Raw genomic sequence first — 25,087 nt, forward strand, 5'->3', positions numbered from 1 at the left:
GGGAGAGAGGCGCCGAGCCGGGCCCGGTTTGTTCGGTCCGCTGCGTGTGGGGGGAGGCGTCAGCGGACCGGTCCGGTGGTCAGTTCGATGTCAGCGGTGTGCTTCTGACCGGTCTGGTCGGTCCAGGTGACGGAGACCTTGTCGCCCGGCTTGTGCTGGTTGAGTGCGGTGGAGAGTGCCTCGGGTGAGGTGACCGTCGTACCGCCGAGTGCGGTGATCACGTCGCCGGCCGCCAGGCCTGCCTCGGCCGCCTTGCCGTTGGCGACCACGTCGTTGACGACGGCGCCGTCGCCGTTGGTCAGGACGGTGATGCCGAGCATCGGGGAGTCGCCGAGGTGGATGTCGGCCGAGGACTGACCGGCCTCGATCTGGTCGGCGATCGCCATCGCCGCGTTGATCGGGATCGCGAAGCCCTGGGTCTGGCCGGCGCCGTTGCCCTGGTCGCCTTGGCCCTCGCCCTGACCGTCGCCCTGACCCTGGCCCTGCTGGCCTTGGCCTTGGTCGCCCTGGGACTGGCCGTCACCGAAGCCGCCGTCGCCCTGGCCGAAGCCGTTGCCGTTGTCGCCGAAGCCGGGGTCGCTCGGGTCGAAGGCCGTCTGGCCGGGTCCGCTCTGGTCGCCGTTGCTGCCCGAGCCGGCGGTGTCGACGCCGATCACCTCGCCGGCCGAGTTCGCCAGCGGGCCGCCGGAGTCACCGGCCTGGATGTTCGCGTCGGTCGCGATCAGACCGGTCAGGTTCTCCGGGTTCTGGCCGGACTCGTCGGTCGCGGTGATCGCCTGGTTCAGCGCGGTCACGTCGCCGGCCGCGTAGCTCGGCGTACCGCCCTTGCCGCCGGCGTTGCCGATCCCGACCACGTCGTCGCCGACCTTGACCGTCGACGAGTCGCCGATCTTCGCCGTCTCCAGCCCGGAGGCGTCCTTCAGCTTCAGTACGGCGATGTCGTGGCTGTCGTCGTACCCGACGACACTGGCCTGGTACGTCTTGCCGTTGCCGACGTCCACCACGCTGATCTGCGTCGCGCCCTCGATGACGTGGTGATTGGTGAGCACCTCACCGTCCGGCGTCAGCACGATCCCGGTGCCGGCGGCGCGCGCTCCCTCGTACCCGAGCACGGTGTTGATGTTCACCAGCCCGGGCGACACCTTCGCGGCGACGTCCGACGGGCTGAGCACCTGAGCCAGCTGCGACGAGTTCGTGACGTGCTGGTCGATCCCCCACGCGACCGATCCGGCGACCAGCGCGGCAGCCAGGCCGAACGCGCCGATCATCGCCGGCACCCGGCGGCGCCGCTTCGGCGGCTGCGGCTGGTACGGCGGCTGCCACGGCCCCGGCTGCGGGTACCCGTACGACACGTAACCGTGCGGCGGATAACCACCCTGCTGCTGATTCTGCTGCCCCTGCTGGTCCATCGTCCCTGCGCCTCCTCAGGCTGTTCCTTCCTGAGATCGAGTAGACCTCGCGGACCTGAGAACGCCATCGGACCAACAGAGGAATCACCTGAGAATCCGGTGTGCCCCACAACACACGCCCAAGGCAACTACTTCAGCAGCCGCCCGACGGCCGCCACAACCGCCTGCCGCCGTACCGCCCGGTCGGGCACCGCGGACTCGAACTCCGGGTTCATCGAGGACCAGCTGGTCGCGATCGCCTGCACCAGCGACAACAACTCCACCGCACTGAACTCACTGGACACCGCCCCCGACCCCAGGACCCGCTCCAACTCTTCGAGCCGAGCCGTGTTGACGTCGAGCACAGCCTCCAGCCGCGCACTCCCCGGGCGCTCCAGCCGATACCAGACCGCGAGCCGCAGATGCTCCGGGTGCTCCTCGAAGTAGTCGAACACCCGCCCGGCGTACGCCGGCAGGTCGTCCGCACTGAACCCGACCTCGGCCAGGTACGCCTCGACGTACGCCGTGAAGACCGCGTCGAACAGCCCGTCCTTGTTGCCGAAGTACGCGTAGATCATCGCCTTGTTACAGCCCGCCACCTCGGCAATCTTGTCCACCCGAGCCCCCGCGATTCCCAACCGAGCGAACTCTTCGGTCGCCGCCACCAGGATCTCTCGCCGGGTCCGCTCCGCGTCCCGTCGACGGGGGGGCCGCACTCCGTCGTCTCGCAGACGGCGGAGCAATCTCTCGTCCTCAGCTGGCATCTTCCCATCTTAGCAACCAACTGGTCGGTTGCTTATTTGGATACGAAGGTGTTTCCTGGATGTATCCAACCAGTCGGTTAGTTAGTGGAATCGAGGAGCACGAGATGTCCGAGGCAGGGCTCGACAACGGGAGCGCAGGAGTCAGCACGCAGGGCACCGGCGGCGGTACGCCGGGCGTCGGCGGTACGCCGGGCGTCGGCGGTACGCCGGGCGTCGGCGGTACGCCGGGCGTGGGTGGCGGTACGCCGGGCGTCGGCGGCGGTACGCCGGGCGTCGGCGGTACGCCGGGCGTGGGTGGCGGTACGCCGGGCGTCGGCGGCGGCAGGACGTGGCTTGTCACCGGGAGTTCTCGGGGGCTTGGGCGGGAGTTGGCGGTGGCGGCGCTCGAGGCGGGTGATCGGGTGGTGGCTACGGCTCGCACGCCGGAGCAGCTGGATGACTTGGTGGCGAAGTACGGCGAGCAGGTGCGGGCGGTGGGGCTTGATGTGACCGACGCGGCGGCTGCTCGGGACGCCGTGCGGGTGGCGGTGGAGGCGTTCGGCGGGCTCGACGTGGTGGCGAACAACGCCGGCTACGCGAACAGCGTGGCGATCGAGGAGATGGGCGAGGACGACTTCCGGGCACAGGTGGAGACGAATCTGTTCGGGGTTGTGAACGTGACTCGGGCGGCGCTGCCGGTGTTTCGGGAGCAGCGGGGCGGGCATTTTCTGCAGTTCTCGTCGGTCGGCGGGCGCGTTGGTGGGACGCCTGGGATGGGCGCGTACCAGACCGCGAAGTTCGCGGTCGAAGGGTTCAGCGAGGTGCTGAACAACGAGGTCAAGCCGTTCGGCGTCAAGGTCACGATCATCGAGCCCGGGGCCTTCCGGACCGACTGGGGTGGCTCGTCGATGACGATCCCGCCGGTCGGGCCCGACTACGAGTCCACCGTCGGCGCGATGAACACCTATCGCCGCGAGAACGACGGCAAGCAGCCGGGCGATCCCGCCAAGGCCGCTCGCGCGATCGTCGAGATCGTTGCCCTCGACAACCCGCCGCTGCGGTTGCTGCTGGGTAAGGACGCACTCGAAGGGACGAGGAAGTCCTCCGTCGCCCGCGCCGAAGAGGCCGAGCGGTGGTCCCACGTCAGCACCTCGACGGACTACTGAGCCCGAAGGACCCAAAGGCCGCGGACTACTGAACCAGGAAGTCCTCCAGCAGAGCGTTGACCTCGGTCGGATTCTCCAGCGCCGCGAGGTGAGCCGTCTTCTCCAGTACGGCGAACCGCGCGCCCGGGATCGCGTCCGCCATCGCCCGCGTCTCCGCGACCGGGAACGTCGCGTCCTCCCGCCCGGCCACGACCAGCACCGGAGCCTTGATCGCTGCGAACAGCTCCCGCTGGTCGGGCCGTCGCGGGACAACGCTCGTCACCGCGTGCCGCACCGACGAGACCTCCGCCCGCGACGCCAAATCGTTGACATAGGCAACAACTGCGGGCCGCTCCCGCTTGCTCGTCGGCCCCAGGAACGCATCCCGGACCGGCCCCACCAACGGCCCACGCATCCCACCCAACAGTCGAGCGGTGACAACCAGCAGCGGGTACTCGACCCTGTGCCGCAGCCCAGCCGGCGAAGCCGTCGCATTCATCAGCACGGCACGATCGACCCGATCGGGGTACAGCGCGGCGAACGTCCCGCCGATCATCCCGCCCCACGAGTTGCCGACCAGGTGCGCCCGGTCGATGCCGAGGGCATCAAGAATCTGTACGACGACCTGCGCACACTCGGTGAAGTCGAACGGCCGGGTCAGCGGGCTGCTCCCGCCGTGCCCCGGCGGATCCACCAGTACGACGCGGAACCGGTCGGCGAAGTACGACGCCTGCTCGTTCCACAGCGTCCCGTCCATCAGCAGACTCGGCCAGCACACCATCGCCGGCCCGTCGCCCCCGACCCGGAGCCGAATCCGCCCGAGCACCGTCTCGACGTACTGGTCTTCCATGAGCGGGACCCTAAGCCCCCGCAAGCCGGGCCGCTACCGTCCGGGCATGCGCCGCGACTTCGGGTGGTGAGACGACCTCGAAGCCGAAGCCCAGCAGGCCCATGTAGAGGACGAGCTCGTCCAAGGAGTTCGAGCCGGTCCGCACCAGACAGGTCGCGTCATCGACGGCCTCCACAGACGCAACCGACGGAGCCAGCCGGTCGCCGACCTCGAAAGCGGAGGCGTGCACGCGGAAGACCGCTTGGTACTTGTAACCACCGGACGCGATGTCCTGAGAGTCCTCCGGCACCTCCCGCGGCGTGAACCGCGGACCAACAGGAATCCTCAGAACCATCCGGTCCAGCCGATACGTCCGCCAATCCGAGCGATCAAGATCCCAGGCCGTCAGGTACCACCGTCGCCCGGTGTGGACGAGCCGATGCGGCTCCGTCGTCCGCACACTCGCCGTACCGTCGTGCGACTGATAGTCGAACCGCAGCCGCTGATGATCCCGGCACAGTGCAGCCACGGCCAGCAACACCTCCGGATCGACCACAGCCCCCTGAGCAGCCGGTACGGCGACCGACTGCAGCAGGCGGACCCGCTGCCGCAGCCGCGACGGCAGCACCTGCTCCAGCTTCGTCAGCGCGCGCACCGACGACTCCTCCAGCCCGGCCACTCCCCCGGCCGCCGAACCGCGCAACCCAATCGCCACGGCGACAGCTTCCTCGTCGTCCAGCAGCAACGGTGGCAACGAAGCCCCGGCCCCAAGTCGATAGCCCGCCACGCCAGGCACTGCCTCGACGGGGTAGCCAAGATTGCGCAGCTTGTCGACGTCCCGCCGCACGGTCCTAACACCGACGCCCAGCTCGTCAGCCAGCGTCGTGCCCGACCAGTCGCGCGGAGTCTGCAGCAGAGACAGCAGCTTGAGCAGCCGTGCCGAGGTTTCCAACATGCCGCGAAGTCTGCCACCAAGCTAGGACCGAAGCTGTCCTAACCGGATGACAAAGTCGAAGCCATGACGACGATCACCCCGTTCCGCATCGACATCCCGCAGACGACCCTCGACGACCTGCAGCGCCGGCTCACCGGCGCCCGGCTACCGGCCAAGCTGCCGGGCGACGGCTGGGACACCGGCGTACCGGTCAGCTGGCTGAGCGAACTCGTCGACTACTGGCGGACCGAGTACGACTGGCGCAAGGTCGAGCAGCAGCTCAACGAGTTCCCGCAGTACACGACCGAGATCGACGGGCAGCAGATCCACTTCCTGCACGTCCGGTCGGCCGAGGCGGATGCGTTGCCGTTGCTGCTGACGCACGGCTGGCCCGGTTCGTTCATCGAGTTCGTCGACCTGATCGGGCCGCTGACCGACCCGGTCGCGCACGGCGGCGACGCGAGCGACGCCTTCCACGTGGTGATCCCGTCGCTGCCCGGCTTCGGCTTCTCGACGCCGGTCGCGAGCGACGGCTGGACCACCGAGCGGATCGGCCGCGCCTGGGCCGAGCTGATGAGCCGGCTCGGCTACGAGCGGTACGGCGTACAGGGCGGCGACATCGGCGGGTCGGTGTCACCGCAGGTCGCGCGGGCCGATCGCGAACGCGTCGTCGGCGTGCACGTGAACGGCGGGCCCGCGATTCCGCCGTACCCGCTGCCGGACGAAGAGCTCGCGACGCTGACGCCGCTGGAACAGGACCGGATCGCGCGGGTCGGCGAGTTCATGCAGCAGCAGTTCGGCTACATCGCGATCCAGTCGACGCGCCCGCAGGCGCTGGCGTACGGGCTGGTCGACTCACCGGTCGGGCAGCTGGCCTGGATCATGGACAAGTTCCGCGAGTGGACCCACCCGCGGGCGACGCTGCCGGACGAGATCATCAGCCGCGACAAGCTGCTCACCAACGTGATGATCTACTGGCTGACCGGTTCGGCCGGCAGTTCGGCGTACGTCGGTTACGCGCAGGGCGGCGCCTGGGGCGCGAAGCTGGAGAACTCCGGCGTCCCGACCGCGGCGATCATCTTCGCCCACGACGTCTGCATCCGGCGGTACGCCGAGCAGGAGAACACGATCGTGCGCTGGACCGACGTCGACCAGGGCGGCCACTTCGCCGCCCTGGAGGAGCCGGAGCTCCTGCTCGCCGACGTCAGGGAGTTCTTCAGGACCGTTCGAGGATGACGATCGGGATCTCGCGGTCGGTCTTGGTCGTGTAGGTGTTGTAGTCCGGCCAGACCTCGACCATCTGCGGCCAGATCCTCGCGCGCTCCTCCGAGGTCGCGACCCGGGCGTGCGCGGCGAACCGGTCACCCTTGATCTGCGCCTTCACGTCGGGGTTCGCCTCGAGGTTGAAGAACCAGCCCGGGTGCGCCGGGGCGCCGCCCTTGGAGGCCACGATCGCGTAGCCCTCGTCGACCTTGCGGTAGATCAGCGCGTTCTTGCGCTCCTCGCCCGACTTGGCTCCGATCGTGGTCAGGACCAGGATCGTCGCGCCGTGGTCGCCCCACTCGTAACCGGTCGCACCGTCGGTGTCCTCGTACGCCTTCACGTGTGCGGCGCCGTACAGCTGCTCAGCCATGCCATCTCCTTGCTTACGCGGGTATAACGCGCACAACCATAAGCCCGCGCGGAAGATTCCCGCGCTCAGCGGCGTGGCGGCACCGGTACCCGCATCAGGTCGGCGGCGATCACGACCTCCCCGTCGAACTCGGCGCGCGCCTCCTCCTCGAAGAGCTTCATGTCCGTGTAGCGCTGGGAGAAGTGCGTCAGCACTAGCGTCCGTACGCCGCACTCCTGCGCAACGCGAGCGGCCTGCTTTGCGGTGAGGTGCCCGAAGTTCCGGGCCAGCGTCGCCTCCGAGGACAGGTACGTCGACTCGATCACCAGCAGGTCCGCGCCGTCGGCCAACCGGAAGACGCCGTCGCACAACCGCGTGTCCATCACGAACGCGAACCGCTGCCCGCGCCGCGGCTCGCTGACCTGCTCGACCGTCACCGTGCGACCGTCCACCACCAGGGACCCGGCTGCCTGCAGCCGTCCAACCGCGGGCCCGCTCACGCCGTACGCCGCCAACTGGTCCGGCAGCATCCGCCGGCCGTCGGGCTCGATCAGCTGGTACCCGAAGGCCTCGACCGGGTGCTCGAGCCGTCGTACCCAGAGCTGTCCGAACGAGCCGACCGACAACAGCCCTTCCTCGTCGATCGGCTCCTCGCGCAGCTCGGCCCGCTCGAAGAACGACGCCGCGTAGCGCAACCGGGTGAAGTACTCCTGCCCGGACGCCGGGTAGTGCGCGTGCACGGGATGCGGCACGTCGTCGAGCGACAGCCGCTGCACCACCCCCGGTACGCCGAGGCAGTGGTCGCCGTGGAAATGCGTGACGCACAACCGCGTGATCGCCCCGGCCGCGACTCCGGCGTACAGCATCTGCCGCTGGGTGCCCTCGCCCGGATCGAACAGGAATCCGTCGGAGTCCCACCGCAGGAAGTAGCCGTTCTGGTTCCGCTCCCGGGACGCCACCTGGCTCCCGGTGCCCAGCACAACTAGTTCACGCACGCCCTCACAGTAGTGCGAACGCCTTCAGGAAGATCTCGACGTGCTGGGTCTCCCAGATCAACGGCGGCCGGACCTTGAGCACCTGACCACCAGGACCGGTCGTGCCGACCAGTACGCCGAGGTCGCGCAACCGCTCGGCCAGGTCGGCCGCGGTGACCCCGGCCTCGTCGGGGATCTCGACGCCGACCATGAGTCCCTGACCTCGCACCCGAACGGCCGGGTGGATCGAAGGCGCGAGCTCGGTCAGCCCCGCGGCGAGCTGCGCGCCGACCTCGCCGGAGCGCGCGACCAGGTCCGACTCCTCGATCACGTCGAGCACCGTGTTGGCCGCGACGCAGGAGACCGGGTTGCCGCCGAAGGTGCTGAAGAACTCGTCCACGTCGGCGAACTGCGCGGCGATCTCCCGGCGGGTGATCAGCGCGGCGACCGGGTGCCCGTTGCCCATCGGCTTGCCGAGCGTGACGAAGTCCGGCGTCAGCCCGTAGTCCTCGAACCGCCACAGGTGCCGTCCGCCGCGGCCGAACCCGGCCTGCACCTCGTCGGCGAGGAACAGTCCGCCGGCCGCCCGGACCTCGTCCTGCAGCCCGCGCATGAACTCACCGGTCGGCGTCAGGATGCCCGCGCTGCTGAACACCGAGTCGACCGCGAGCAGTGCGACCTCGTGGCCCTGCAACTCCGAACGTCCGGCGCGAACCCGTTGCCTGGCGTCCTCCTCGGTCGGCTGGCGTCCGTCGGCGTCGGTGCGCGGCGCCTCGAACGTCCCGACGTGCGCCGGCCGCGCGGACGGCGGGTAGGTGTTGGTCGAGAACGCCGTCGTCGCCTCACTCACCCCGTGGTACGCGAGGTCGGCGGCCATCGCGCCGGACCGCCCGGTGACGATCCGCGCCATCCGCCAGGCCAGGTCGTTGGCCTCGCTGCCGGAGTTCATGAACACGCAGGTGTCCAGACCGTCCGGCATCGACGCGGTCAGCCGCTCGGCCAGCTCGATCGCGTGCGGGTGCAGGTACCGCGAGTGCACGTTCAGGACGGCGGACTGCCGCGCGATCGCCTGCACCACCGCGGGATGCGCGTGCCCGACGACCGGAACGTTGTTGTAGGCATCGAGGTACCGCTTGCCGTCGGTCCCCTCGATCCACGCACCCGCCGCCCGGGCAACCTGCAACGGCCGACGGTAGAACAAAGGCGACAACGTCCGCCCCCCGAACACCAAGTCCCGACGCCCGAGCAGGTCAGCTTCCCCCGTAACGCTGACGCGCGACGTGCCACAAATCCTGTGGAACCGATCCGCCAACTCCCGCGGATCCAGGTCCGCCCACAGATCCAGCACATGCCAACTGCCGGCAACAAGACTGGTCAGGTACTCCTCGTTCCCCGGGTACAGCGGCGCCCGCCAGGCCGAGATCAGCGTGCTCGCCGCGCACCGCGCGAGCACCAGCTCACCGATCAGCTCGACCTCCTCCGGCTCCAGCGGAAGCACCCGCTGGTACGCGTCGAGGAACTCCCGCGCGGCCGGCCAGGGGTCGTCGGACTCGCGCAGCAACGAGGTCAGGCTGATCGCCAGGTCCGCGACCCGCGCGGTGTGGTGCATGTCGCCGAAGTCGATCACGCCGTCGATGCCCTCGGCACCGAGCAGCACGTTGCTCAAGGTCACGTCGGCGTGCAGGACGAAGCCGGGCAGTCTGTCCGTTGCCGCAGGCAAGGACTCGAAACGGTCGAGCAACTTCTGCATCGGAGCCCGGCGGCGTTCCTCGGGCAGGCGTTCGGCGTACGGGCGCAGCGACGAGACGACGCGCGGATCCCAGTCCAGGCGGCGGTGGGCGGCCGGGTCGCCGAAGCCCTGCAGGGCCTTGACGAGCCGGGCGCAGATCGTGCCGAACGATGAGGCGAACCAGCTCGGCAGGCGGACGAGGTCGCCGACCTGGCCGGGCATCACCGTCATCAGCCGGGTCAGATGCTTGCGGCCGTCCGCGGCCTCGGCCAGGACGACCGAGCTGCCGTCGAGGGCTGCGAGCAGCCGCGGGATCGGGAGACCGGGATCGGTCACCTCGACGTGCCGCATCGCCGCGCTCTCCATCGCGATCTGCGCCGGGTCGTCGCCGGTGTTGGAGATCTTCAGCACCAGCTCGCGGCCGTCGTCGGCCACGGCGAGGAAGTTGCGGTCGCGCTCGCTGCGCAGCATCCGCAGCTCGGCAGTGATCCCGTACGCCGACCGCAGCAGCTCCGTCGCCGCGGCGATGTCCACCTCGGGCGGATCCTCGATCATGCTCGGCGTCTGGCCGGCCGCTGTCTCCACGCTCATCCCTTCACGCTGCTGACGCCGGAGAACACCAACGGCGTCCGCTCCCGCGCTGTCTCGAAAACTCCTCCGGCGGTCCGCCGGAGCAACTGATCGTGTCCCGGCTGGACGAAGTCCGCCAGAGCGGCGACCCGTGCGATCGACGCGTTCGCCTGCTCCGGATCGGTCGGCTGCCCGGACGCCTGACCGGACCGCAGCACGTTCAAGGTCGGTACGGCGTCGCCGGTCAGGACGACGGTCCCCTCGTCGGTCGCGACGGTGAGACCGATCGATCCAGGCGTGTGCCCCGGCAGTTCGATCACCCGTACGCCGGGCAGGACTTCCTCGCCCTCGGCGGTCTCGGTGATCTTCAGGCCGGCCAGCACCGAGCTCGTCCAGCTGGGAGTGTGCGGCCCGGCAGGGTTCGCCAGGAACGTCAGCTCGGCGGGATGCACCAGCACGCGGCTCTGGTGGAACAGGTCGATGTTCTGGATGTGGTCCCAGTGCCCGTGCGACAGCACGACGGTGTCGATGTCCTCAGGTTCGAGGTCGCGCTCGGCCAGCACCCGACGGAGTGCCCGGCGTCGGCCGACGTGCCCGAAGTCGAACACCAGGCGCCGCCCGTCGCTCTCGACCAGCACGATCGAGCAGAACGCCGGACTCCCCTGGTCGGTCGACAACGAGTAGCCGTTGAGCAGGGTGGTCACGGTCGGCATCGGGTCTCCTGGTCGAGGTGGAGCAGCAGCGCCCCGCGGTGTATGAGCACGCGTCAACGGGGCGCTGCTGGTAGAGGGGAACTCTGGTCAGCCCAGAGCCGTGACGAGCGTGCTCGCCGAGATGTTGCCGCCGCAGGACACGATCGCGACGCGCTTGCCTTCCAGTTCCGTACGCCGGGCGCGCGCCGCCGCGAACGCCATCGCGGCCGAGCCCTCGATCAGCTGGTGCTCGGTGTCGATCACCATCCGCAGCGCGGCGGCGATCGCGTCCTCGCTGACCAGCACCCAGTCGTCGACCAGCTCGCGGCACAGCGGGAACGTGATGCTGCCCGGCTCGACGCTGCCCGCCGTACCGTCGGACAGGCTCTCCTGCGGCTCGACCTGGACGATCTCCCCGGCCACCATCGACGCCGCCATCGGCGCTTCGCGCACCGGGGACGCACCGATCACCTGGATGCCCGGCCGGTGCTTCTTCAGCACCGCCGCGACGCCGCTGACCAGTCCACCGCCACCGACCGCGATGACGACCGCGTCCAGCTGCTGACCGGCCAGCTGTTCGAGGATCTCCACCCCGACCGTGCCCTGCCCGGCAATGGTGTCCGGGTCGTTGTACGGCGGCACGTAGACGAGATCGTGCTCAGCGGCGTACGCCCGAGCCTTCGGTTCCAGTACGCCGGAGTCGAACCCTTCGGCCCGCAGCTCGAGCCCGAACCGGCGCAGCGCGGCGACCTTGCCCGGCGCCGCGTTCTCCGGCAGGTAGACGATGCCGCGACCGCCCAGCGTCGCCAGCGCGTTGCCGACGCCGAGCCCGTGGTTGCCGGTCGACGCCGTCACCACGCCGCGCTCGCGCTGCTCGTCGGTCAGCGTGAGGATCTTGGACATCGACCCGCGCGCCTTGAACGACCCGGTGCGCTGCTGGTGCTCGCACTTGACCAGCACCTCCGCGCCGAGCTCCTCGCTGAACGCGTCGTAGCGCACGAGCGGCGTGACCGGCAGGTGCTCGCGCAGCTTCGGCGCGACCCGCTCGGACCGGGCCGCGATCTCGGCCGGTGTCGGTACTTCGGTCATTCGGATCTCCCCTGCTGGAAGGTGGTCAGCGGCCGGCGAGTACGGCGGTCGGCGCCGGGACGTCCGGCCGGTCCTCGGGCCCCGGGCCGTCGTACAGGTTCCAGGGCGCCTGCTGGTAGCTGTTGCTGCACGGCAGACCCGGGGTGAGCTGGTAGCTGCCGGTGGTCAGGTCGACCAGGCTGGACACGATCGTCTCGTTGCGGTCCAGCTCGTGCCGACGCGGGTCGGAGTGCTCGCAGACGGCGTTCGGGTGGCCGAAGTGGTCGCTCATCGTGGTCTGGACGATCCGCGCGACCGCTTCCTCGCTGGTCCCGTCGGTGCGCAGCTGCGCCAGGCCCTCCTCGACCCGCGGCAGCCGGTAGAGCGAGTCGACCGAGAACGGCTTGTAGCTGTCGTTGACCTGCTCGGGGATGAACGACTGGAAGTGGTTGCCGTGCACCAGCAGCCCGTCGGTCGGGTACATCCAGTTGTTGCGGCCGGGCGTGGTCTCGATGTCGATCGCGAACCCGTCCCGGTGGGTGAGCAGCAGGTTGCTGGACAGGCTCTGCTTGGCGTCGAAGATCACCTGCAGCGCGTCGTGGAAGTCCCAGCACTCCAGCACCGTACGACGAACAACCGTGCCCGGGATGCCCGCGCCCGGGCCGAACCCGGCGCCGAGGCCGTTGGCGTTCAGCGCGATCCCGGCCGAGTTCGCGCCGTGGCGGGCGACCTGGCCGGCCTCGACGTGGCCGATGATCGTGGGCTTGCCGGGCTGCGTGATCCGCAGGACGACGACCGTGTCGGCGACACCGGAGTACAGGTCCCAGTTCTGGCCGGCGTACACGTGGCCGAGCGGGTTGGCGGCCGGCAGCAGCGCGAACGACGTACAGCCGTCGTCGTTGCTGTTCTCGGTCTCGGTCCCGAACACGTCACCGCGGAGCAGTTCGCCGCGCACGTTCAGCGTGAGGATCTCCTCGAGGCTGCGGTTGGCGCCGAGCGCGATGCCGCGGATCTCCTCGAGCAGGTCGGGCGCGAAGCCCTCGATCAGCGGCACCCACTGCGTCGACCGGGCGACCACCTCGGCCCAGGGCAGTCCGGTCTTGCGCGCCACCGACTCGGAGTAGAAGGCGAGCGAGCGCTCGATCGGCGCGCGGGCGGCCTCGCCGTACTGCGTGCCCCGCTCCCGCGGGTCGGCGGCGGTGAGGTCGATGGTCTGCAACTGCGTCACGAGCTTGACTCCATTCGTTACAAGATCTGGGTTCACCGTAGTGTCTATTACAGCAACTGGCAATGGCATGATCGGTCCCACCTACGGCGAGGTGGAGGAACTGTGTCGGTAGCCAAGACCCCGACCTTGCAGGAGCGGGTGGCGAGCCGGCTCGGCGCGCTGACCGCGACCGAGACCAAGATCGCCGAGTACCTGGCGGCCCATCCGCAGGAGGCCGCGTTCTCGTCGGCCGAGGAGCTCGGCAAGGCGACCGGCACCAGCGACGCCAGCGTCGTACGGACGGCGAAGGCGCTCGGGTTCGACGGACTGCCGGGGCTGAAGCGTTCGCTGCGCGGTCACCTGCAGACGCTGCTCACGCCGGCGAACCGGCTCAGCAACAGCCTGCAGAGCATGACCGATGGGCCGGAGGCGATGCTCAGCGCGACTTTGCACGACCACGTCGAGCGGCTGCAGGCCGCCGAGCGCACGCTCGACCCGGCCGAGTTCCGGCGGGCGGTCGAGCTGCTCGGAGGGGCCCGGGAGATCCTGGTCTGCGGGCTGGCGGGGCTGGACGGCGTCTCGGAGTACGTCGCAACGCATCTGACCCGGATCGGCCATCGAGCCCGTACGGCGTCCGACACCGGCTATCGCTTGGCCGACCGGTTGCTGCTGCTCGGCCCGGACGACGTCGCGATCGTGATGGCCCACAACCGGATCCAGCGCGAGACCCGGGTGATCCTCGACAGCTGCCGCGAGACCGGCGCCGCGGTGATCCTGCTGACCGACACTCTCGGCGAGGCCCTGCGCGACACCGTGGACGTCGTACTGTCCGCGCCGATGGGCCGGCCCGGTCAGTTCAGCAGCCAGGCGACCGTGCTCATCCTGCTGGAGGCGTTGGTGATCGCCCTGGCCGCGGCGGACCGCGACCAGGCGCTGGAGGTCACCGACCGGATGAACCGGCTCCGCGAAGAGCTCAACGGGTACGCCCTGGCCGACGAGACCCCGCTGGTGCAGCCGCGCACCAAGGAACGCCGCAAGCGCGGCTGACCGGCTGCATCGGGTGGGCATCTGCTGCTACTTGGCGCCCGTGGCGACGGCGCCGCGATCGCCGTCGGACAGGTGCGCGACGGTGATCCCGGTCTCGGTCAGCGTCCGGGTCACCGCGCGGCCGCCGTACACCCAGTAGATGGTCATCTCGTCGTCGCCGACGTTGATGAAGTGGTGCGGGACGCCGGCCGGCACCCAGGTCGCGTCGCCGGCCTTCAGCTCGACCCGCTCGCCGCCGATCACCGCGACCGCGCTGCCGCGCAGGATCAGGACCGACTCCTCCACGTTGTGGGAGTGCAGCGGGATCTGCGTGCCGACCTTGAAGGTCGTCGTCCCGGTGGTGACGCCGTTGTGGGCGCTGTTCCAGCTTCCGACGTACGGCGTGGTGACGACTCCGTTGCCGCGATCGAAGATGTCTGTTTCGTCCGGCCTGACCACGAGGCACTCCGACTCCGGTGTCGTTGCCGGGCCGACCCAGACGGTCTTGGTGTTCATGAACTCGCGCATCCCGTGCGGGCCGAGCTCCCGGCCGTAGCCGGACTGCTTGATCCCACCGAACGGCAAGCGGGGGTCCGAGGCAACCATCCCGTTGACGAACACCGCACCCGCGTCGAGCTGGCGGCTGTACTGCTCGGCCTTGACCGGATCGCCGGTCCACAGCGCGGCGCCGAGTCCGAACTCGGTCTGGTTCGCAAGGCTGATCGCTTCGTCCGCATTCGCCGCGCGAGTGATCGCCGCGAGCGGGCCGAACGTCTCCTCGTCGAACGCGGCCATTCCCGGTACGACGTGGTCGAGCACCGTCGGCTGGTAGTAGTAGCCCTTGCGGTCGACCGGATGGCCGCCCCGCAGGAGCTTGGCGCCGGCCTCGACCGAGCGGCGGGTCTGCTCGTGCAGCGTGACGCGCAGGTCGGCGCGAGCCAGTGGGCCGATGGTGGTTTCTTTGCTCAGTGGATCGCCGACGACCAGGCGATCGGTCGCCGCACAGAACGCGTCGACGAACTCGTCCGCGACCGACTCCTCGACGATGAACCGCTTCGCGTTGACGCAGCTCTGTCCGACGTTGGTGAACCGCGCCTTCACGGCGGTCTCGGCAGCGGCCTGGACGTCGGCGTCCGCCAGTACGACGAACGGGTCGGAGCCGCCCAGTTCGAGGACCTGCTTCTTCAGCGCGGCGCCGGCCTGGGACGCGATGATCGTGCCGACCTCGGTCGAGCCGGTGAAGGTGACGGCGGCGATCCGGTCGTCGGCGATCAGCTCGGCGACCTTCTTGGTCTCGACCAGGAGGACCTGGACCAGGCCTTCCGGCGTACCGGCAGCATGGATCACGGCGGCGATCGCGAGTGCGGACTGCGGGACGGAGTTGGCGTGCTTGAGCACGATTCCGTTGCCTGCGGCAAGGGCCGGGGCGGCGAAGCGGAAGAACTGCCAGAACGGGTAGTTCCACGGCATCACCGCGAGCACGACGCCGAGCGGGTCGTAGACGATCCGGCTCTGGCTCGCGTTGCTGCGGACCGGCTCGTCGGCCAGGAAGCCGATCGCGTTCGTCGCGTAGTACTCGCAGGTGATCGCGCACTTCTCGATCTCGGCGCGCGCCTCGGTCAGGGGCTTGCCCATCTCCTGGGAGATCAGCAGGGCGAGGTCCGCGGACTTGTCGCGGAGGGTCTTGGCGATCCGGCGGAGCAGTTCGGTGCGTTCGCCGACCGGAGTCTGACGCCAGGCTCCTTGCGCCTTGGTGGCAGTGGTCAGCCGCTCGTCGACCGACTGGTCGGAGTCGGGCTCGAACGTGGCCAACTGCTCGCCGGTGGCCGGGTTGACGGAACGGATCATCTCAGAGCTCTCCTGCCTTCAGACGCTGCAGCACATAAGGCAGGACGCCGCCGTGCCGGTAGTACTCGGACTCCCGCGGGGTGTCCAGGCGGATCCGCAGCCGGTAGCTGCGGCCGCCGGACTCGACGGTCGCGAAACCGTCGTCCCCGAGGGTGATGTCGATCGGGTGCTCGCCGGTCAGGTCGTCGCCCTCACCGGGCGCGAACTCCAGCGGAAGGATGCCCAGGCCGACGAGGTTGGAACGGTGGATCCGCTCGAAGGACTGCGCGAGCACCGCCCGTACGCCGAGCAGGGCGGGGCCTTTCGCGGCCCAGTCCCTCGACGACCCCGTCCCGTAGTCCTTGCCCGCAAGAACGACCACGGGAGTGTTCTCGAGTCGGTACGCCTGAGCGGCCTCGTACACCGAGAGCAGTTCCCCGTCCTTGGTCGTGAATCCACCTTCCTGGCCTTGGGCCAACTGGTTCCGAAGCCTCAGGTTGGCGAACGCCCCGCGCATCATCACCAAGTGGTTCCCCCGCCGAGATGCATAGGTGTTGAGCTCCTTCACGCCCAACTCCCGCAGGTACTTCCCGGCCACACTGTCCGGCGGGATCGCTCCAGCCGGCGACAGGTGGTCGGTGGTCACCGAATCCCCAAGCCTGACCAGCGCGCGAGCGCCCTTGAGGTCTCCCGGCGTTGGGACGAGGTCCAGGTAAGGCGGCCGCCGCAGGTAGGTCGAGTCGTCTTCCCACTGGTAGGTCTTGGTGCTTTCGATGTGCAGGTCCTTCCACCGCGCGTCACCGCCGAACACGTCGGCGTACGCGCTGGTGAACATCTCCGGCTTGAGCGCACTCTGGATCACCTCGTCGATCTCGGCCTGCGTCGGCCAGAGATCCTTCAGGTAGACGCCGTCGGCGATCGGCTCGCTGGTGAGGTCGATCCCGAGCCGACCGGCCAACGCGTACGCGACGACGAGCGGCGGCGAGGCCAGGTAGTTCTGCCGGACGTCGGGCTGGATCCGGCTCTCGAAGTTCCTGTTCCCCGAGAGCACGGCCGCCACGGAGAGGTTGTTGCTCTTCACGACTTCAGCCACACCGTCGGCCAGCCCGCCGGACGCCCCGATGCACGTCATGCACCCGAAGCCGGCCAGATGGAACCCGAGCTTCTCCAGGTACGGCGTGAGTCCGGCCGCGGCATAGTAGTCCATCACCACGCGAGACCCCGGCGAGAGCGTCGTCTTCACCCAGGGCTTGGTCTCGAGCCCGAGCTCGACCGCCTTCTTCGCCACCAGCCCCGCGGCCACCATCACGCTCGGATTGGAGGTGTTCGTACAGGAGGTGATCGCCGCGATCACCACAGAGTCATCAGAAAGTCCCTCTACTGAAGACTTTCCGTGGGCAACCTCCGTCAGCGGGATGCGTTGGTTCGGGCGGTTCGGGCCTGCGATGGAGGCCACTACCTCCGCCAGATCGACCGTCAGCTCCTCGTCGTACAGGAGTTCTGTGGTGTCGTGCCAGAGTCCTTGTTCCTTGGCGTAGTTCTCCACCAGGTCGACATGCTCCGGCGCGCGACCGGTGAAGCGCAGGTAGTCCAGCGTCTGCTCGTCGATCGGGAACCAGGCGACCGTCGACCCGAACTCCGGGCTCATGTTGGCGATCGTCGCGCGATCCGGCACCGGCAGCTCGGCCAGCGCCGGTCCGTAGAACTCGACCAGCTTCCCGACCACCCCGTGCGCCCGCAGCCGCTCGGTGATCGTCAGCACCAGATCGGTCGCCGTCGACCCAGCCGGCAGTGCGCCGATCAACCGCACGCCGACCACCTTCGGGATCACCATCGAGATCGACTGCCCGAGCATAGCGGCCTCGGCCTCGATCCCGCCGATCCCCCAGCCCAGCACGCCGAGCCCGTTCACCATCGTCGTGTGCGAGTCGGTCCCCAGACACAGGTCCGGGAACGCCTTCCCGTCCCGCACCTCGACCACCCGCGCGAGCTTCTCCAGGTTGACCTGGTGCATGATCCCCGCGCCTGGCGGCACGACCTTCAGCTGCTCGAACGCCTGCTGCCCCCAGCGCAGGAACTTGTACCGCTCCCCGTTCCGCCGGTACTCCAGCTCGACGTTCCGCTCCAACGCATCCGGCCGCCCGAACACATCCGCGATCACCGAGTGGTCAACCACCAACTCAGCCGGCACCAACGGATCAACCCGCGCCGGATCCCCGCCGAGCTCCACCATCGCGTCCCGCATTGCCGCTAGATCCGCCAGCACCGGCACACCGTTGGTGTCGTGCAGAAACACCCGCGACGGGTACACCTCGATCTCACCGGTTGCCCCAGGCACCCAGTTCGCCAGCACGTCACTGGCCGTCCCGTGCCGAAGCGCGTTCTCCAACAGGATCCGCAGCGTCCGCGGCAGATGCGCAGGAACGGACCACCGCAGGGGTTGATAGTCAGGCGCGATCATGCTGAGGCAATCGCCTTGGCCACCGCAGTACCGAACTCTGCCGTACCTGTAGTCCCGCCGAGGTCCGGCGTACAAATCCCTGAACGAATAGTGCTGAACAGTCCCTTGTCAACCAACTGGGCGGCCTTGCTCGCGGTCGGGTCGTCGCACCGTCGGCCCAGCCAATCCAGGAGCATGCCGCCGGAGCCGATCATCGCGGTCGGGTTCGCCAGGTCGCGCCCGGCGATGTCCGGAGCCGACCCGTGCGCCGCCTGCGCCATCGCGCGTTCGGCGGACGCGTTCACCGACGGCGCGATCCCGAGCGATCCGGCCAGCTCACCCGCGAGGTCCGACAGGATGTCGCCGAACATGTTCTCCGTTACCACCACGTCGAAGTCGGCGGCCCGGCGTACCAGGTGCACGGTCATGGCGTCGATGTGGAAGTCGTCGACCTCGACCTCGGGGTAGTCCGCCGCGATCTCCCGGCAGATGGCGAGGAACATCCCGGTCGACACCCGCAGCACGTTCGCCTTGTGCACCACGGTCAGGTGCTTGCGCCGGCGCTTGGCCAGCTCGAACGCCTCCCGCGCGATCCGCTCGATCGCGGGACGGGTGAACACACCCATCGCGATCGCGACGTCCTTGGTCGGCATGTACTCACCCGTGCCGGCGAACGTGTTGCGGTCGGCGTAGAAGCCCTCGGTGTTCTCCCGGACCACGACCAGGTCGGTGCCGCGGTCGTCGAAGGACCGGGCCGGCCGGATGTTCGCGTACAGGTCGAAGTGCTTGCGGATCGCGCCGCTCGGGTTCAGCTCGGAGCGGTGCGGTTCCGGGTACGCCGCGCTGTCGTGCGGGCCGAGCAGCCAGCCGTCGAGCTCACCGAGCGTCTCCAGCGTCGCGGGCGGCAGCGCGCTGCCGTGCGTCTCGATCGCCGCGGCGCCCAGCGGCAGCGGGACCCACTCGATCGGGGCCGCGCCGGCCGCGGCGACGGCCGCGTCCATCACCTCGACCGCGGCCGGGACGATCTCCGGGCCGATGCCGTCGCCGAGCAGGATGCCGAGCCGGTAGCTGCGGGGGGTGGGGTTCACGCTGGTTCCTCTCCGGGGTGGTCGCACCTACTGTGCTTCGTTATAACCTGTTCCGTCAAGAGAGGTGTGGCGGTGGTCTCAGCCGTTGGAATCAGTGGTTATCTCCAGATTCGTCGTTATAACGAGCCGTGCAAGCGGGCGTGCGATAAGTTTGAGCCCCGGTCGGAGGGAGGTGCGATGGACGAGCAGAACGGGAACCGCCCGACCAAGGCGGAGGCGGCGTACGGGCTGGTCCGCGCCCGCATCCTGAGCGGCGACCTGGTCGCCGGCGCGGTGATCCAGCAGGGTCCGCTGGCCCGCGACCTGGGCATCAGTACGACGCCGCTGCGCGAGGCGCTGCGCCGCTTGATGAGCGACGGCCTCGTCGAACTGGACGCCCACCGCGACGCCCGGGTGACCGCACTGACCGCGGAGGAAGCGCGCGACCTGCTGGAGATCCGCCGCTCACTCGATCCGCTGGCCGCCGGGCTCGCCGCTGAGCGCCGTACGCGCGCCGAGCTGGACGCCATCCGCGCAACGGCTGCCGAACTGCTCCCCTTGCGGACCGACCCAGCGTCGTACGAGCTGGACACCCACCGCCGCTTCCACGCCGCGATCTACCAGGCGTCCCACAACCACCTGCTGATCCAGACCCTCGACGGCCTGTGGGACAAGGCCGACCGCTACCGCCGCCTCGCCCTCGAGAACGGCCGCTCCGACGAAGACCTGGAACGCACCCGCGCCGACCACCACGCCCTGGTCGAAGCCATCGCCACCCGCGACAGCGAGTCAGCCGCCGCCATCATGCTCGCCCACGTAGACGCCAGCCTCGGCGCCAAAGCAGCCGACCGCCTCACCACCCCGGAAGACACCCATGTCTGACCCGCGCCCCCGGCTCCCCCGCGCCCTCGTCTTTCAAGTCGGCACCACCCACCACCTGCACGAAGGCGACAAGGCCCATGTCTGATGCCCTCTGGACCGGCTACCGATTCCGTGAAGTCGACGCCGACGGCTGGTCGACCTTCTGGCGCCTGGACCCCCGCGGCCAAGCGACCGGCCTCCACGACTGGCACGGCCGCCCCGACCGTCCCGGCCACCGCCTCTGGTCCCGCGCCGCAACCCCAGCCGGCGTACGAGCCTCCTGGCGCACCACAGCAACCGAAGTACGCCTCGAACTGCGAGCCGCCCTCGACATCTACACCAAGCTCGCCCCCGTCGACTTCCTCGTCGACGGCGAACTGCACCAGCGACATGAGCTGGAGATCGGCGAGCAGCAACTCACCGTCACCCTCCCCGGCAACGACGTTGAGCTGACCATCTGGCTCCCCCAAGCCGGCGCCATCGCCGTACGAGCTGTTGACTTCACCGGCGACGCCGTCGCCTCACCCCCGAGCGGCCCCCGCTGGCTCACGTACGGCAGCTCGATCACCCAATGCACCGGCGCCTACGGCCCGTCCGAGACCTGGCCGGCCCTCGTCGCCCGCCGCCACGGCTGGGACCTCACCGCGATGGGCTTCGCCGGCGAGTGCCACCTCGACCCGATCGCAGCCCGCACCATCCGCGACACCCCGGCGAGACTCATCTCCCTCTGCCTGGGCATCAACATCTACGGCGGCGCCACCTTCAGCGGCCGCACCCTCCCCGGCCAGGTCGAGTCGTTCCTGCACACAGTCCGCGACGGCCACCCGCACACGCCGATCATCCTGATCACCCCGATCATCGCGCCGGAGCACGAGGGCAAACCGAACGAAGTCGGCCTCACCCTCGACGACGTCCGAGCCTGCATCGAACTCGGCGCCCGCTCCCTCAACGACCCCGACCTCCAGCTGATCGACGGCCGCACAGTCCTCACCGACGAGGAGGCCCGCGCCCTGTACGCCGACGACCTCCACCCCGGCCCCGACGGCTACCGCCTCATCGCCGACCGCCTCGCCCCACTCCTCACGCTCCCCCTCTGAGCCCCGACGCAGCTCAGGCTTCCGACCCGAGCGCTTCGTCCAGCCGTACGGCGAACGCGGCGGCCTCGGTCCCGAACCCGCCGTGGTCGCCGGGAAAGACGAGCGCCTTCGCCCCGAGCCGCTCCGCCACGGCGTGGGCAGCTCGTACCCACGGCTCGTCGGTCCCCGCCGCCCCGACCGCCGGGAGCACCCGCAGACCGCCCAGCTTGCCGAGATCCGCCCGGTACTTGGCGAAGTGCGGCACCTCGTAACCGATGAAGAACGGCAGGTTCGCCTGCAGCCTGGCCGCCGTCGCCGCATCCGGCTCAGCCTCCGGCCCCAAGACCGGCTCGTCTTCCGGCCCCGGCTCAGCCTCCGAGTCCAGCGCCGGCCCGTCCTCCGACGCCGCCGCCTCCTCCTCACCAGCCGGCTCGAACGCACTGTTGAACAGCCCCAGCGCCGCCCAGGGACCTTCTGCTGCGAAGGTGGCTTCGACCCGGTCGGTCAGCTCGCGCCAGCGCTCGTGGTCGGGCAGCAGATCGAACATCGGGGGCTCGTGCGCGACCACCGCGCGGATCAGCTCGGGGTACCGGGCGGCGAGGTCGAGCGCGATGATCGCGCCCGAGCTGTTGCCGAAGACATCGGCGGCCTGGCCGGGGGCAACCGTCTCCAGCACCAGCCGCGCGTCGTCCGCGTGCTCCTCGATCCGCTGCGGTCCCGGCTCGCCTGACAGCGGGCTGCGAGAGTTGCCGCGCCGGTCGTAGGTGATCACGGTGTACCGGTCGGCGAGCTGTTCGGCGAGCGGGCCGTAGCCGTCCGCGTCGTACACACCGCCGCAGATCAGCAGCAGCACCGGACCCGCACCGCGGACCTCGTAGTACAGGGTCGCGCCGGGGACTTCCAGGGTGTCGGTTCTCATCAGGACCTCCGCTCGAGGACCGGTCAGGGTGACCGGCCATCCACTGGTCGGAGCCGGGACGACGTTCTTGCGGTGAGCCTGTCAGACCCGTTTCGGTGCGTCTCGACGGAGTGCGCTGATCGTGGTTGCCCGGCGTCGGTGGAACAGGTCCCGCAGGGTGCTGACGTTGAGGTAGCCCACGCGGGTGGCGATCTCGGCCGCGGTCAGGTTGGTGGTCCGCACGAGCTGGGTGGCCTTGTCCAGGCGGATCTCGTGGATGAAGTCGACCGGGCTCATCCCCAGGACGTCCGCGGTGGTCCGTTGCAGGGTGCGCTCGGAGACGCCGAGGTGCTGGGCCGCGGCGACGATCTGGATCGGCTGCGCGAGGTGTTCGCGTACCCAGCGTTCGAAGGCACTGGTGATCGGGTCGTAGCCGGCCAGCACCGCGGGGATCGCGAACGCGGCCTGGTTGGCCTTGGAGCCGATCAGCAGGTAGCGATCCACCAGATCGGCCAGGGCCGGGTTGTGGGACCTGATGATCGCGAGCGCCAGATCGATGTGGGAGAAGGCCGCACCGGCTGTGGTGACACCTGGACTCTGGCTGATGATCAGGCCCTCCTGCAGGTCGACCTTCGGGTAGCGGCGCCTGAACACCGGCGCCAGCCACCAGCTCGTGGTGGCCGTTTCACCGTCGAGAACGCCGGACTCCGCCAGGAAGAAGGTCCCCGTGCAGGCCGCGGCGATTTCCACGTGCTCCACGCGGGCCTCGCCGATCAGGTCGAGGATCGGACGGTTCCGCGCACTGGTGACCCGTTCGAGCAGCCCGGTCGCCTCCTTGGTGTTCACCGCCGGCATCACCAGGATGTCCGGCAGCCGCGTCAGACTCGCGATCGGAACGGTCGGGGCGCGGTGCCCGAACCCGGTGCGCACCTCGGAGCCGAGCCCGATCGGTGTCACTGTCCACGGCTCCGAGGCGGCGTCGGTCTCGTGCCGCAGCGACGCGGCGGTGCCCAGGACTTCCAGGAGCGCGGTCAGACCGAAGTCGGCCACGTCGTCGACGGCGATCAGTCCGACCTCCACAACGGTTCCTCCCGGTGACCGGCAACGTGCGATGGGGTGACCGTAACCCCGATCGGACGCGAACGGTGTCAAAACCGTCGCATTCACCACTGCCGATTTCTCCGGCCGGCTCTTATTGTTTGTCCCGGAGTACAGCAAACCGCTCCCATCGCGCAGCGACATCTCTGTCCTGCCGGCGCCTCTCGCAGCGCTTCAATGTCGCGAGGAACTCCTCCGTGCGGCCCACCGGCCGCCCAGCCTGTTCGTGGCATCACCGTGCCCGCTGACAGGAGGCGTTTCCGCGTCTTTTCCCGCCCGATTACCGGCGGGCCGATTCCGGTCTTTCCCACCGGAAGTCAGCCGTTTAATTCACCTGAATTCACGGCACATCACCACAAATCGCCACGGCGTGGCGACGAAGGAGTCCCCTGTGTTCCGAGACCGCACAGCACCGCCATCTCTTTCGGCCGTCCGGCGCAGGTGGGGAGTACTGGTCCTCGCCCTGTCCCTGGCCGCCCTCGGCCTGACCGCGGCGGAGTCCACCGCGACCGCGGCGCCGCTCGAAGCGACGCAGACGACCACCGACAACTGGGTCGGCAGCTGGTCGGCCACCCCGATGACACCGCTCGGCCCGGACAACACGCTCGGCATGCCGCTCACGTTCGTCAACCAGACCCTCCGGCAGATCGTGCGTCCTCACCTCAGCGGTGAGGTGGCCCGCGTGCGGCTCACCAACCGGTACGGCACGCAGCCGATCACCTTCCGGGACGCGCGGATCGCCAAGCAGGTCCCTGGAACGGACAACCTTCCGGCCGGCCTCGGCATCCCGCCCCTGCCGACCAGCATCACCAACTTCCCGGGGCAACTGGTCAGTGCCGCAACGCTGGCCGGAGCAGTTCAAGGGGCGGCCTTCGTGGCCGGCACCAGCAAGCCGCTGACCTTCGGAGGCTCCACCTCGGTCACGATTCCGGCGGGCCAGGACCGTTACTCCGACCCGGTTCCCTTCGCGGTCCGCGCGCTGGAGAACCTCGTCATCGACTTCTACGTCCCGAACCTGACCGGGGCGGCGACGCAGCACACCATCGGGAACCAGATCAATTACCTCGCGCTGGGGAATGTCAGCGGCGTGAACCCGGTCCTGCCGTTGACGTCGGTTCCGTTCCTCCCGAGCGGAATCTCGTACTACTTCCTGAGCGGCGTGGACGTGGTCGGCAGCGCGACCGCCCGCAGCGTCGTCACGCTCGGCAACTCGATCACCGACGGATTGATGTCCACCATCAATGCGAACAATCGCTACCCGGATTTCCTGACCGAACGGCTCCAGAATTCCACGGCGTACAAGAACGTGTCGGTGCTGAACGAAGGAGTGGCCGGTCAGCGGCTGCTGTTCAACAACATCGGCCCGAGCACGCTGAATTCGCTCGACCTCAACGTGCTGTCCCGCCCGGACGTGAAGTACGTCGTACTGGAGGCCGGGATCAACGATCTGGCCAACCCGCCGTTCATCGGGATCCCCGGCCGGCACCCGGAACCGATCACCGCCCAGCAGGTCATCAACGGCATGCAGCAGGTCATCACGGCGGCGCACGCCCGGGGCGTCAAGGTCTACGCCACCACGATCACCCCGAGCGGGGACCTGACCTTCCCGGCCCGCGGCCTGTTCACCACCTACTCCCTGCCTGACGTGGTCGCCAAGCGGCTCGCGGTCAACAACTGGATCCGCACCAGCGGCGCCGCGGACGCCGTCATCGACTTCGACGCGACGATCCGCGACCCGCTCAACCCGAACTCGATGAAGATCCCCTTCGCGAGCGTCGACAACCTGCACCCCAACGACGCCGGCTACAAACTGCTCGCCGACTCGATCGACCTGTCCCTCTTCAACTAGACAGCACGGCCACGCTGCCCCGCGGGGCCCGGTGCGGACAGCATCGAGCCCCGT

21 protein-coding genes are annotated in these 25,087 nt (G+C 69.2%); 6 read left to right on the forward strand and 15 right to left on the reverse strand.

All coding sequences use genetic code 11. The features are described from left to right. Positions 1–59: 59 nt before the first annotated feature. The gene (locus ACYVIO_RS30350) at positions 60–1,409 is read right to left on the reverse strand and encodes a S1C family serine protease (protein ID WP_460654339.1); all 1,350 of its coding nucleotides are present in this window, start codon (positions 1,407–1,409) and stop codon (positions 60–62) included. Positions 1,410–1,537: 128 nt separating this feature from the next. Beyond that, on the reverse strand, positions 1,538–2,053 hold the full coding sequence (locus tag ACYVIO_RS30355) for a TetR family transcriptional regulator (protein ID WP_460654340.1): 516 nt from the start codon (positions 2,051–2,053) through the stop codon (positions 1,538–1,540). A 203-nt stretch (positions 2,054–2,256) separates the two neighbouring features. On the opposite strand from ACYVIO_RS30355, the gene ACYVIO_RS30360 reads away from it, so the two are divergent. Beyond that, positions 2,257–3,297, forward strand: a complete 1,041-nt coding sequence (locus tag ACYVIO_RS30360) for an oxidoreductase (protein WP_460654341.1) — start codon at positions 2,257–2,259, stop codon at positions 3,295–3,297. A gap of 25 nt (positions 3,298–3,322) precedes the next feature. Here ACYVIO_RS30360 and ACYVIO_RS30365 read toward each other — a convergent pair whose 3' ends face one another. Continuing rightward, positions 3,323–4,126, reverse strand: a complete 804-nt coding sequence (locus ACYVIO_RS30365) for an alpha/beta fold hydrolase (RefSeq protein WP_460654342.1) — start codon at positions 4,124–4,126, stop codon at positions 3,323–3,325. Positions 4,127–4,136: 10 nt separating this feature from the next. Then, a complete protein-coding gene (locus tag ACYVIO_RS30370; protein ID WP_460654343.1) occupies positions 4,137–5,060 on the reverse strand; it encodes a helix-turn-helix transcriptional regulator in 924 nt (307 codons plus the stop codon). Between the two features lie 63 nt (positions 5,061–5,123). Here ACYVIO_RS30370 and ACYVIO_RS30375 point away from each other — a divergent pair, with 63 nt between their 5' ends. Continuing rightward, a complete protein-coding gene (locus tag ACYVIO_RS30375) occupies positions 5,124–6,275 on the forward strand; it encodes an epoxide hydrolase family protein (protein ID WP_460654344.1) in 1,152 nt (383 codons plus the stop codon). On the opposite strand, the gene ACYVIO_RS30380 is transcribed toward ACYVIO_RS30375, so the two are convergent. The 6 genes from ACYVIO_RS30380 to ACYVIO_RS30405 all read right to left on the reverse strand — a co-directional run bounded on the left by ACYVIO_RS30380 (position 6,256) and on the right by ACYVIO_RS30405 (position 12,912). Beyond that, positions 6,256–6,672, reverse strand: coding sequence for a nitroreductase family deazaflavin-dependent oxidoreductase (locus ACYVIO_RS30380; RefSeq protein ID WP_460654345.1), 417 nt, complete (start codon positions 6,670–6,672; stop codon positions 6,256–6,258). The genes ACYVIO_RS30375 and ACYVIO_RS30380 overlap by 20 nt on opposite strands. Positions 6,673–6,737: 65 nt before the next feature. Next, entirely contained in the window at positions 6,738–7,646 is a 909-nt protein-coding gene (locus ACYVIO_RS30385) for a ribonuclease Z (protein ID WP_460654346.1), read from the reverse strand. Positions 7,647–7,650: 4 nt separating this feature from the next. Beyond that, positions 7,651–9,945: an aminotransferase class III-fold pyridoxal phosphate-dependent enzyme gene (locus ACYVIO_RS30390; RefSeq protein WP_460654347.1), complete on the reverse strand. Its 2,295-nt coding sequence runs from the start codon at positions 9,943–9,945 to the stop codon at positions 7,651–7,653. Continuing rightward, the gene (locus ACYVIO_RS30395; RefSeq protein ID WP_460654348.1) at positions 9,942–10,637 is read right to left on the reverse strand and encodes an MBL fold metallo-hydrolase; all 696 of its coding nucleotides are present in this window, start codon (positions 10,635–10,637) and stop codon (positions 9,942–9,944) included. The genes ACYVIO_RS30390 and ACYVIO_RS30395 overlap by 4 nt, the downstream gene beginning before the upstream one ends. 87 nt (positions 10,638–10,724) lie before the next feature. Next, a complete protein-coding gene (locus tag ACYVIO_RS30400) occupies positions 10,725–11,705 on the reverse strand; it encodes a threonine/serine dehydratase (protein ID WP_460654349.1) in 981 nt (326 codons plus the stop codon). 25 nt (positions 11,706–11,730) lie between these two features. Then, positions 11,731–12,912, reverse strand: a complete 1,182-nt coding sequence (locus ACYVIO_RS30405) for a C45 family autoproteolytic acyltransferase/hydolase (RefSeq protein ID WP_460654350.1) — start codon at positions 12,910–12,912, stop codon at positions 11,731–11,733. Positions 12,913–13,014: 102 nt separating this feature from the next. Between ACYVIO_RS30405 and ACYVIO_RS30410 the strand changes: the two genes are divergently transcribed. Then, the gene (locus ACYVIO_RS30410; RefSeq protein WP_460654351.1) at positions 13,015–13,938 is read left to right on the forward strand and encodes a MurR/RpiR family transcriptional regulator; all 924 of its coding nucleotides are present in this window, start codon (positions 13,015–13,017) and stop codon (positions 13,936–13,938) included. A gap of 27 nt (positions 13,939–13,965) precedes the next feature. Here the strand turns inward: ACYVIO_RS30410 and ACYVIO_RS30415 are convergent, their stop codons facing one another. From ACYVIO_RS30415 to ACYVIO_RS30425, 3 genes are read right to left on the reverse strand one after another with little or no spacing between them, the layout of a single operon-like run. After that, positions 13,966–15,765 carry an aldehyde dehydrogenase family protein gene (locus tag ACYVIO_RS30415; protein WP_460654352.1) on the reverse strand — a complete coding sequence of 600 codons (1,800 nt, stop codon included), beginning with the start codon at positions 15,763–15,765 and terminating at the stop codon, positions 13,966–13,968. A 1-nt stretch (position 15,766) separates the two neighbouring features. Next, positions 15,767–18,205, reverse strand: a complete 2,439-nt coding sequence (acnA, locus tag ACYVIO_RS30420) for an aconitate hydratase AcnA (protein WP_460654353.1) — start codon at positions 18,203–18,205, stop codon at positions 15,767–15,769. Then, positions 18,202–19,272: an isocitrate/isopropylmalate dehydrogenase family protein gene (locus tag ACYVIO_RS30425; RefSeq protein ID WP_460654354.1), complete on the reverse strand. Its 1,071-nt coding sequence runs from the start codon at positions 19,270–19,272 to the stop codon at positions 18,202–18,204. Before ACYVIO_RS30425 ends, acnA begins: the two co-directional genes overlap by 4 nt. Positions 19,273–19,449: 177 nt before the next feature. Here ACYVIO_RS30425 and ACYVIO_RS30430 point away from each other — a divergent pair, with 177 nt between their 5' ends. Then, positions 19,450–20,133 carry a GntR family transcriptional regulator gene (locus ACYVIO_RS30430; protein WP_460654355.1) on the forward strand — a complete coding sequence of 228 codons (684 nt, stop codon included), beginning with the start codon at positions 19,450–19,452 and terminating at the stop codon, positions 20,131–20,133. Between the two features lie 77 nt (positions 20,134–20,210). Beyond that, the gene (locus tag ACYVIO_RS30435; protein ID WP_460654356.1) at positions 20,211–21,209 is read left to right on the forward strand and encodes a GDSL-type esterase/lipase family protein; all 999 of its coding nucleotides are present in this window, start codon (positions 20,211–20,213) and stop codon (positions 21,207–21,209) included. 13 nt (positions 21,210–21,222) lie between these two features. On the opposite strand, the gene ACYVIO_RS30440 is transcribed toward ACYVIO_RS30435, so the two are convergent. Both ACYVIO_RS30440 and ACYVIO_RS30445 read right to left on the reverse strand, forming a co-directional pair. Next, positions 21,223–22,107, reverse strand: a complete 885-nt coding sequence (locus tag ACYVIO_RS30440; RefSeq protein WP_460654357.1) for an alpha/beta fold hydrolase — start codon at positions 22,105–22,107, stop codon at positions 21,223–21,225. A gap of 81 nt (positions 22,108–22,188) precedes the next feature. After that, entirely contained in the window at positions 22,189–23,166 is a 978-nt protein-coding gene (locus tag ACYVIO_RS30445) for a GlxA family transcriptional regulator (RefSeq protein WP_460654358.1), read from the reverse strand. 409 nt (positions 23,167–23,575) lie between these two features. On the opposite strand from ACYVIO_RS30445, the gene ACYVIO_RS30450 reads away from it, so the two are divergent. After that, positions 23,576–25,033, forward strand: coding sequence for a GDSL-type esterase/lipase family protein (locus ACYVIO_RS30450; protein WP_460654359.1), 1,458 nt, complete (start codon positions 23,576–23,578; stop codon positions 25,031–25,033). Positions 25,034–25,087: the final 54 nt, after the last annotated feature.

The organism is Kribbella endophytica, from assembly GCF_054781295.1.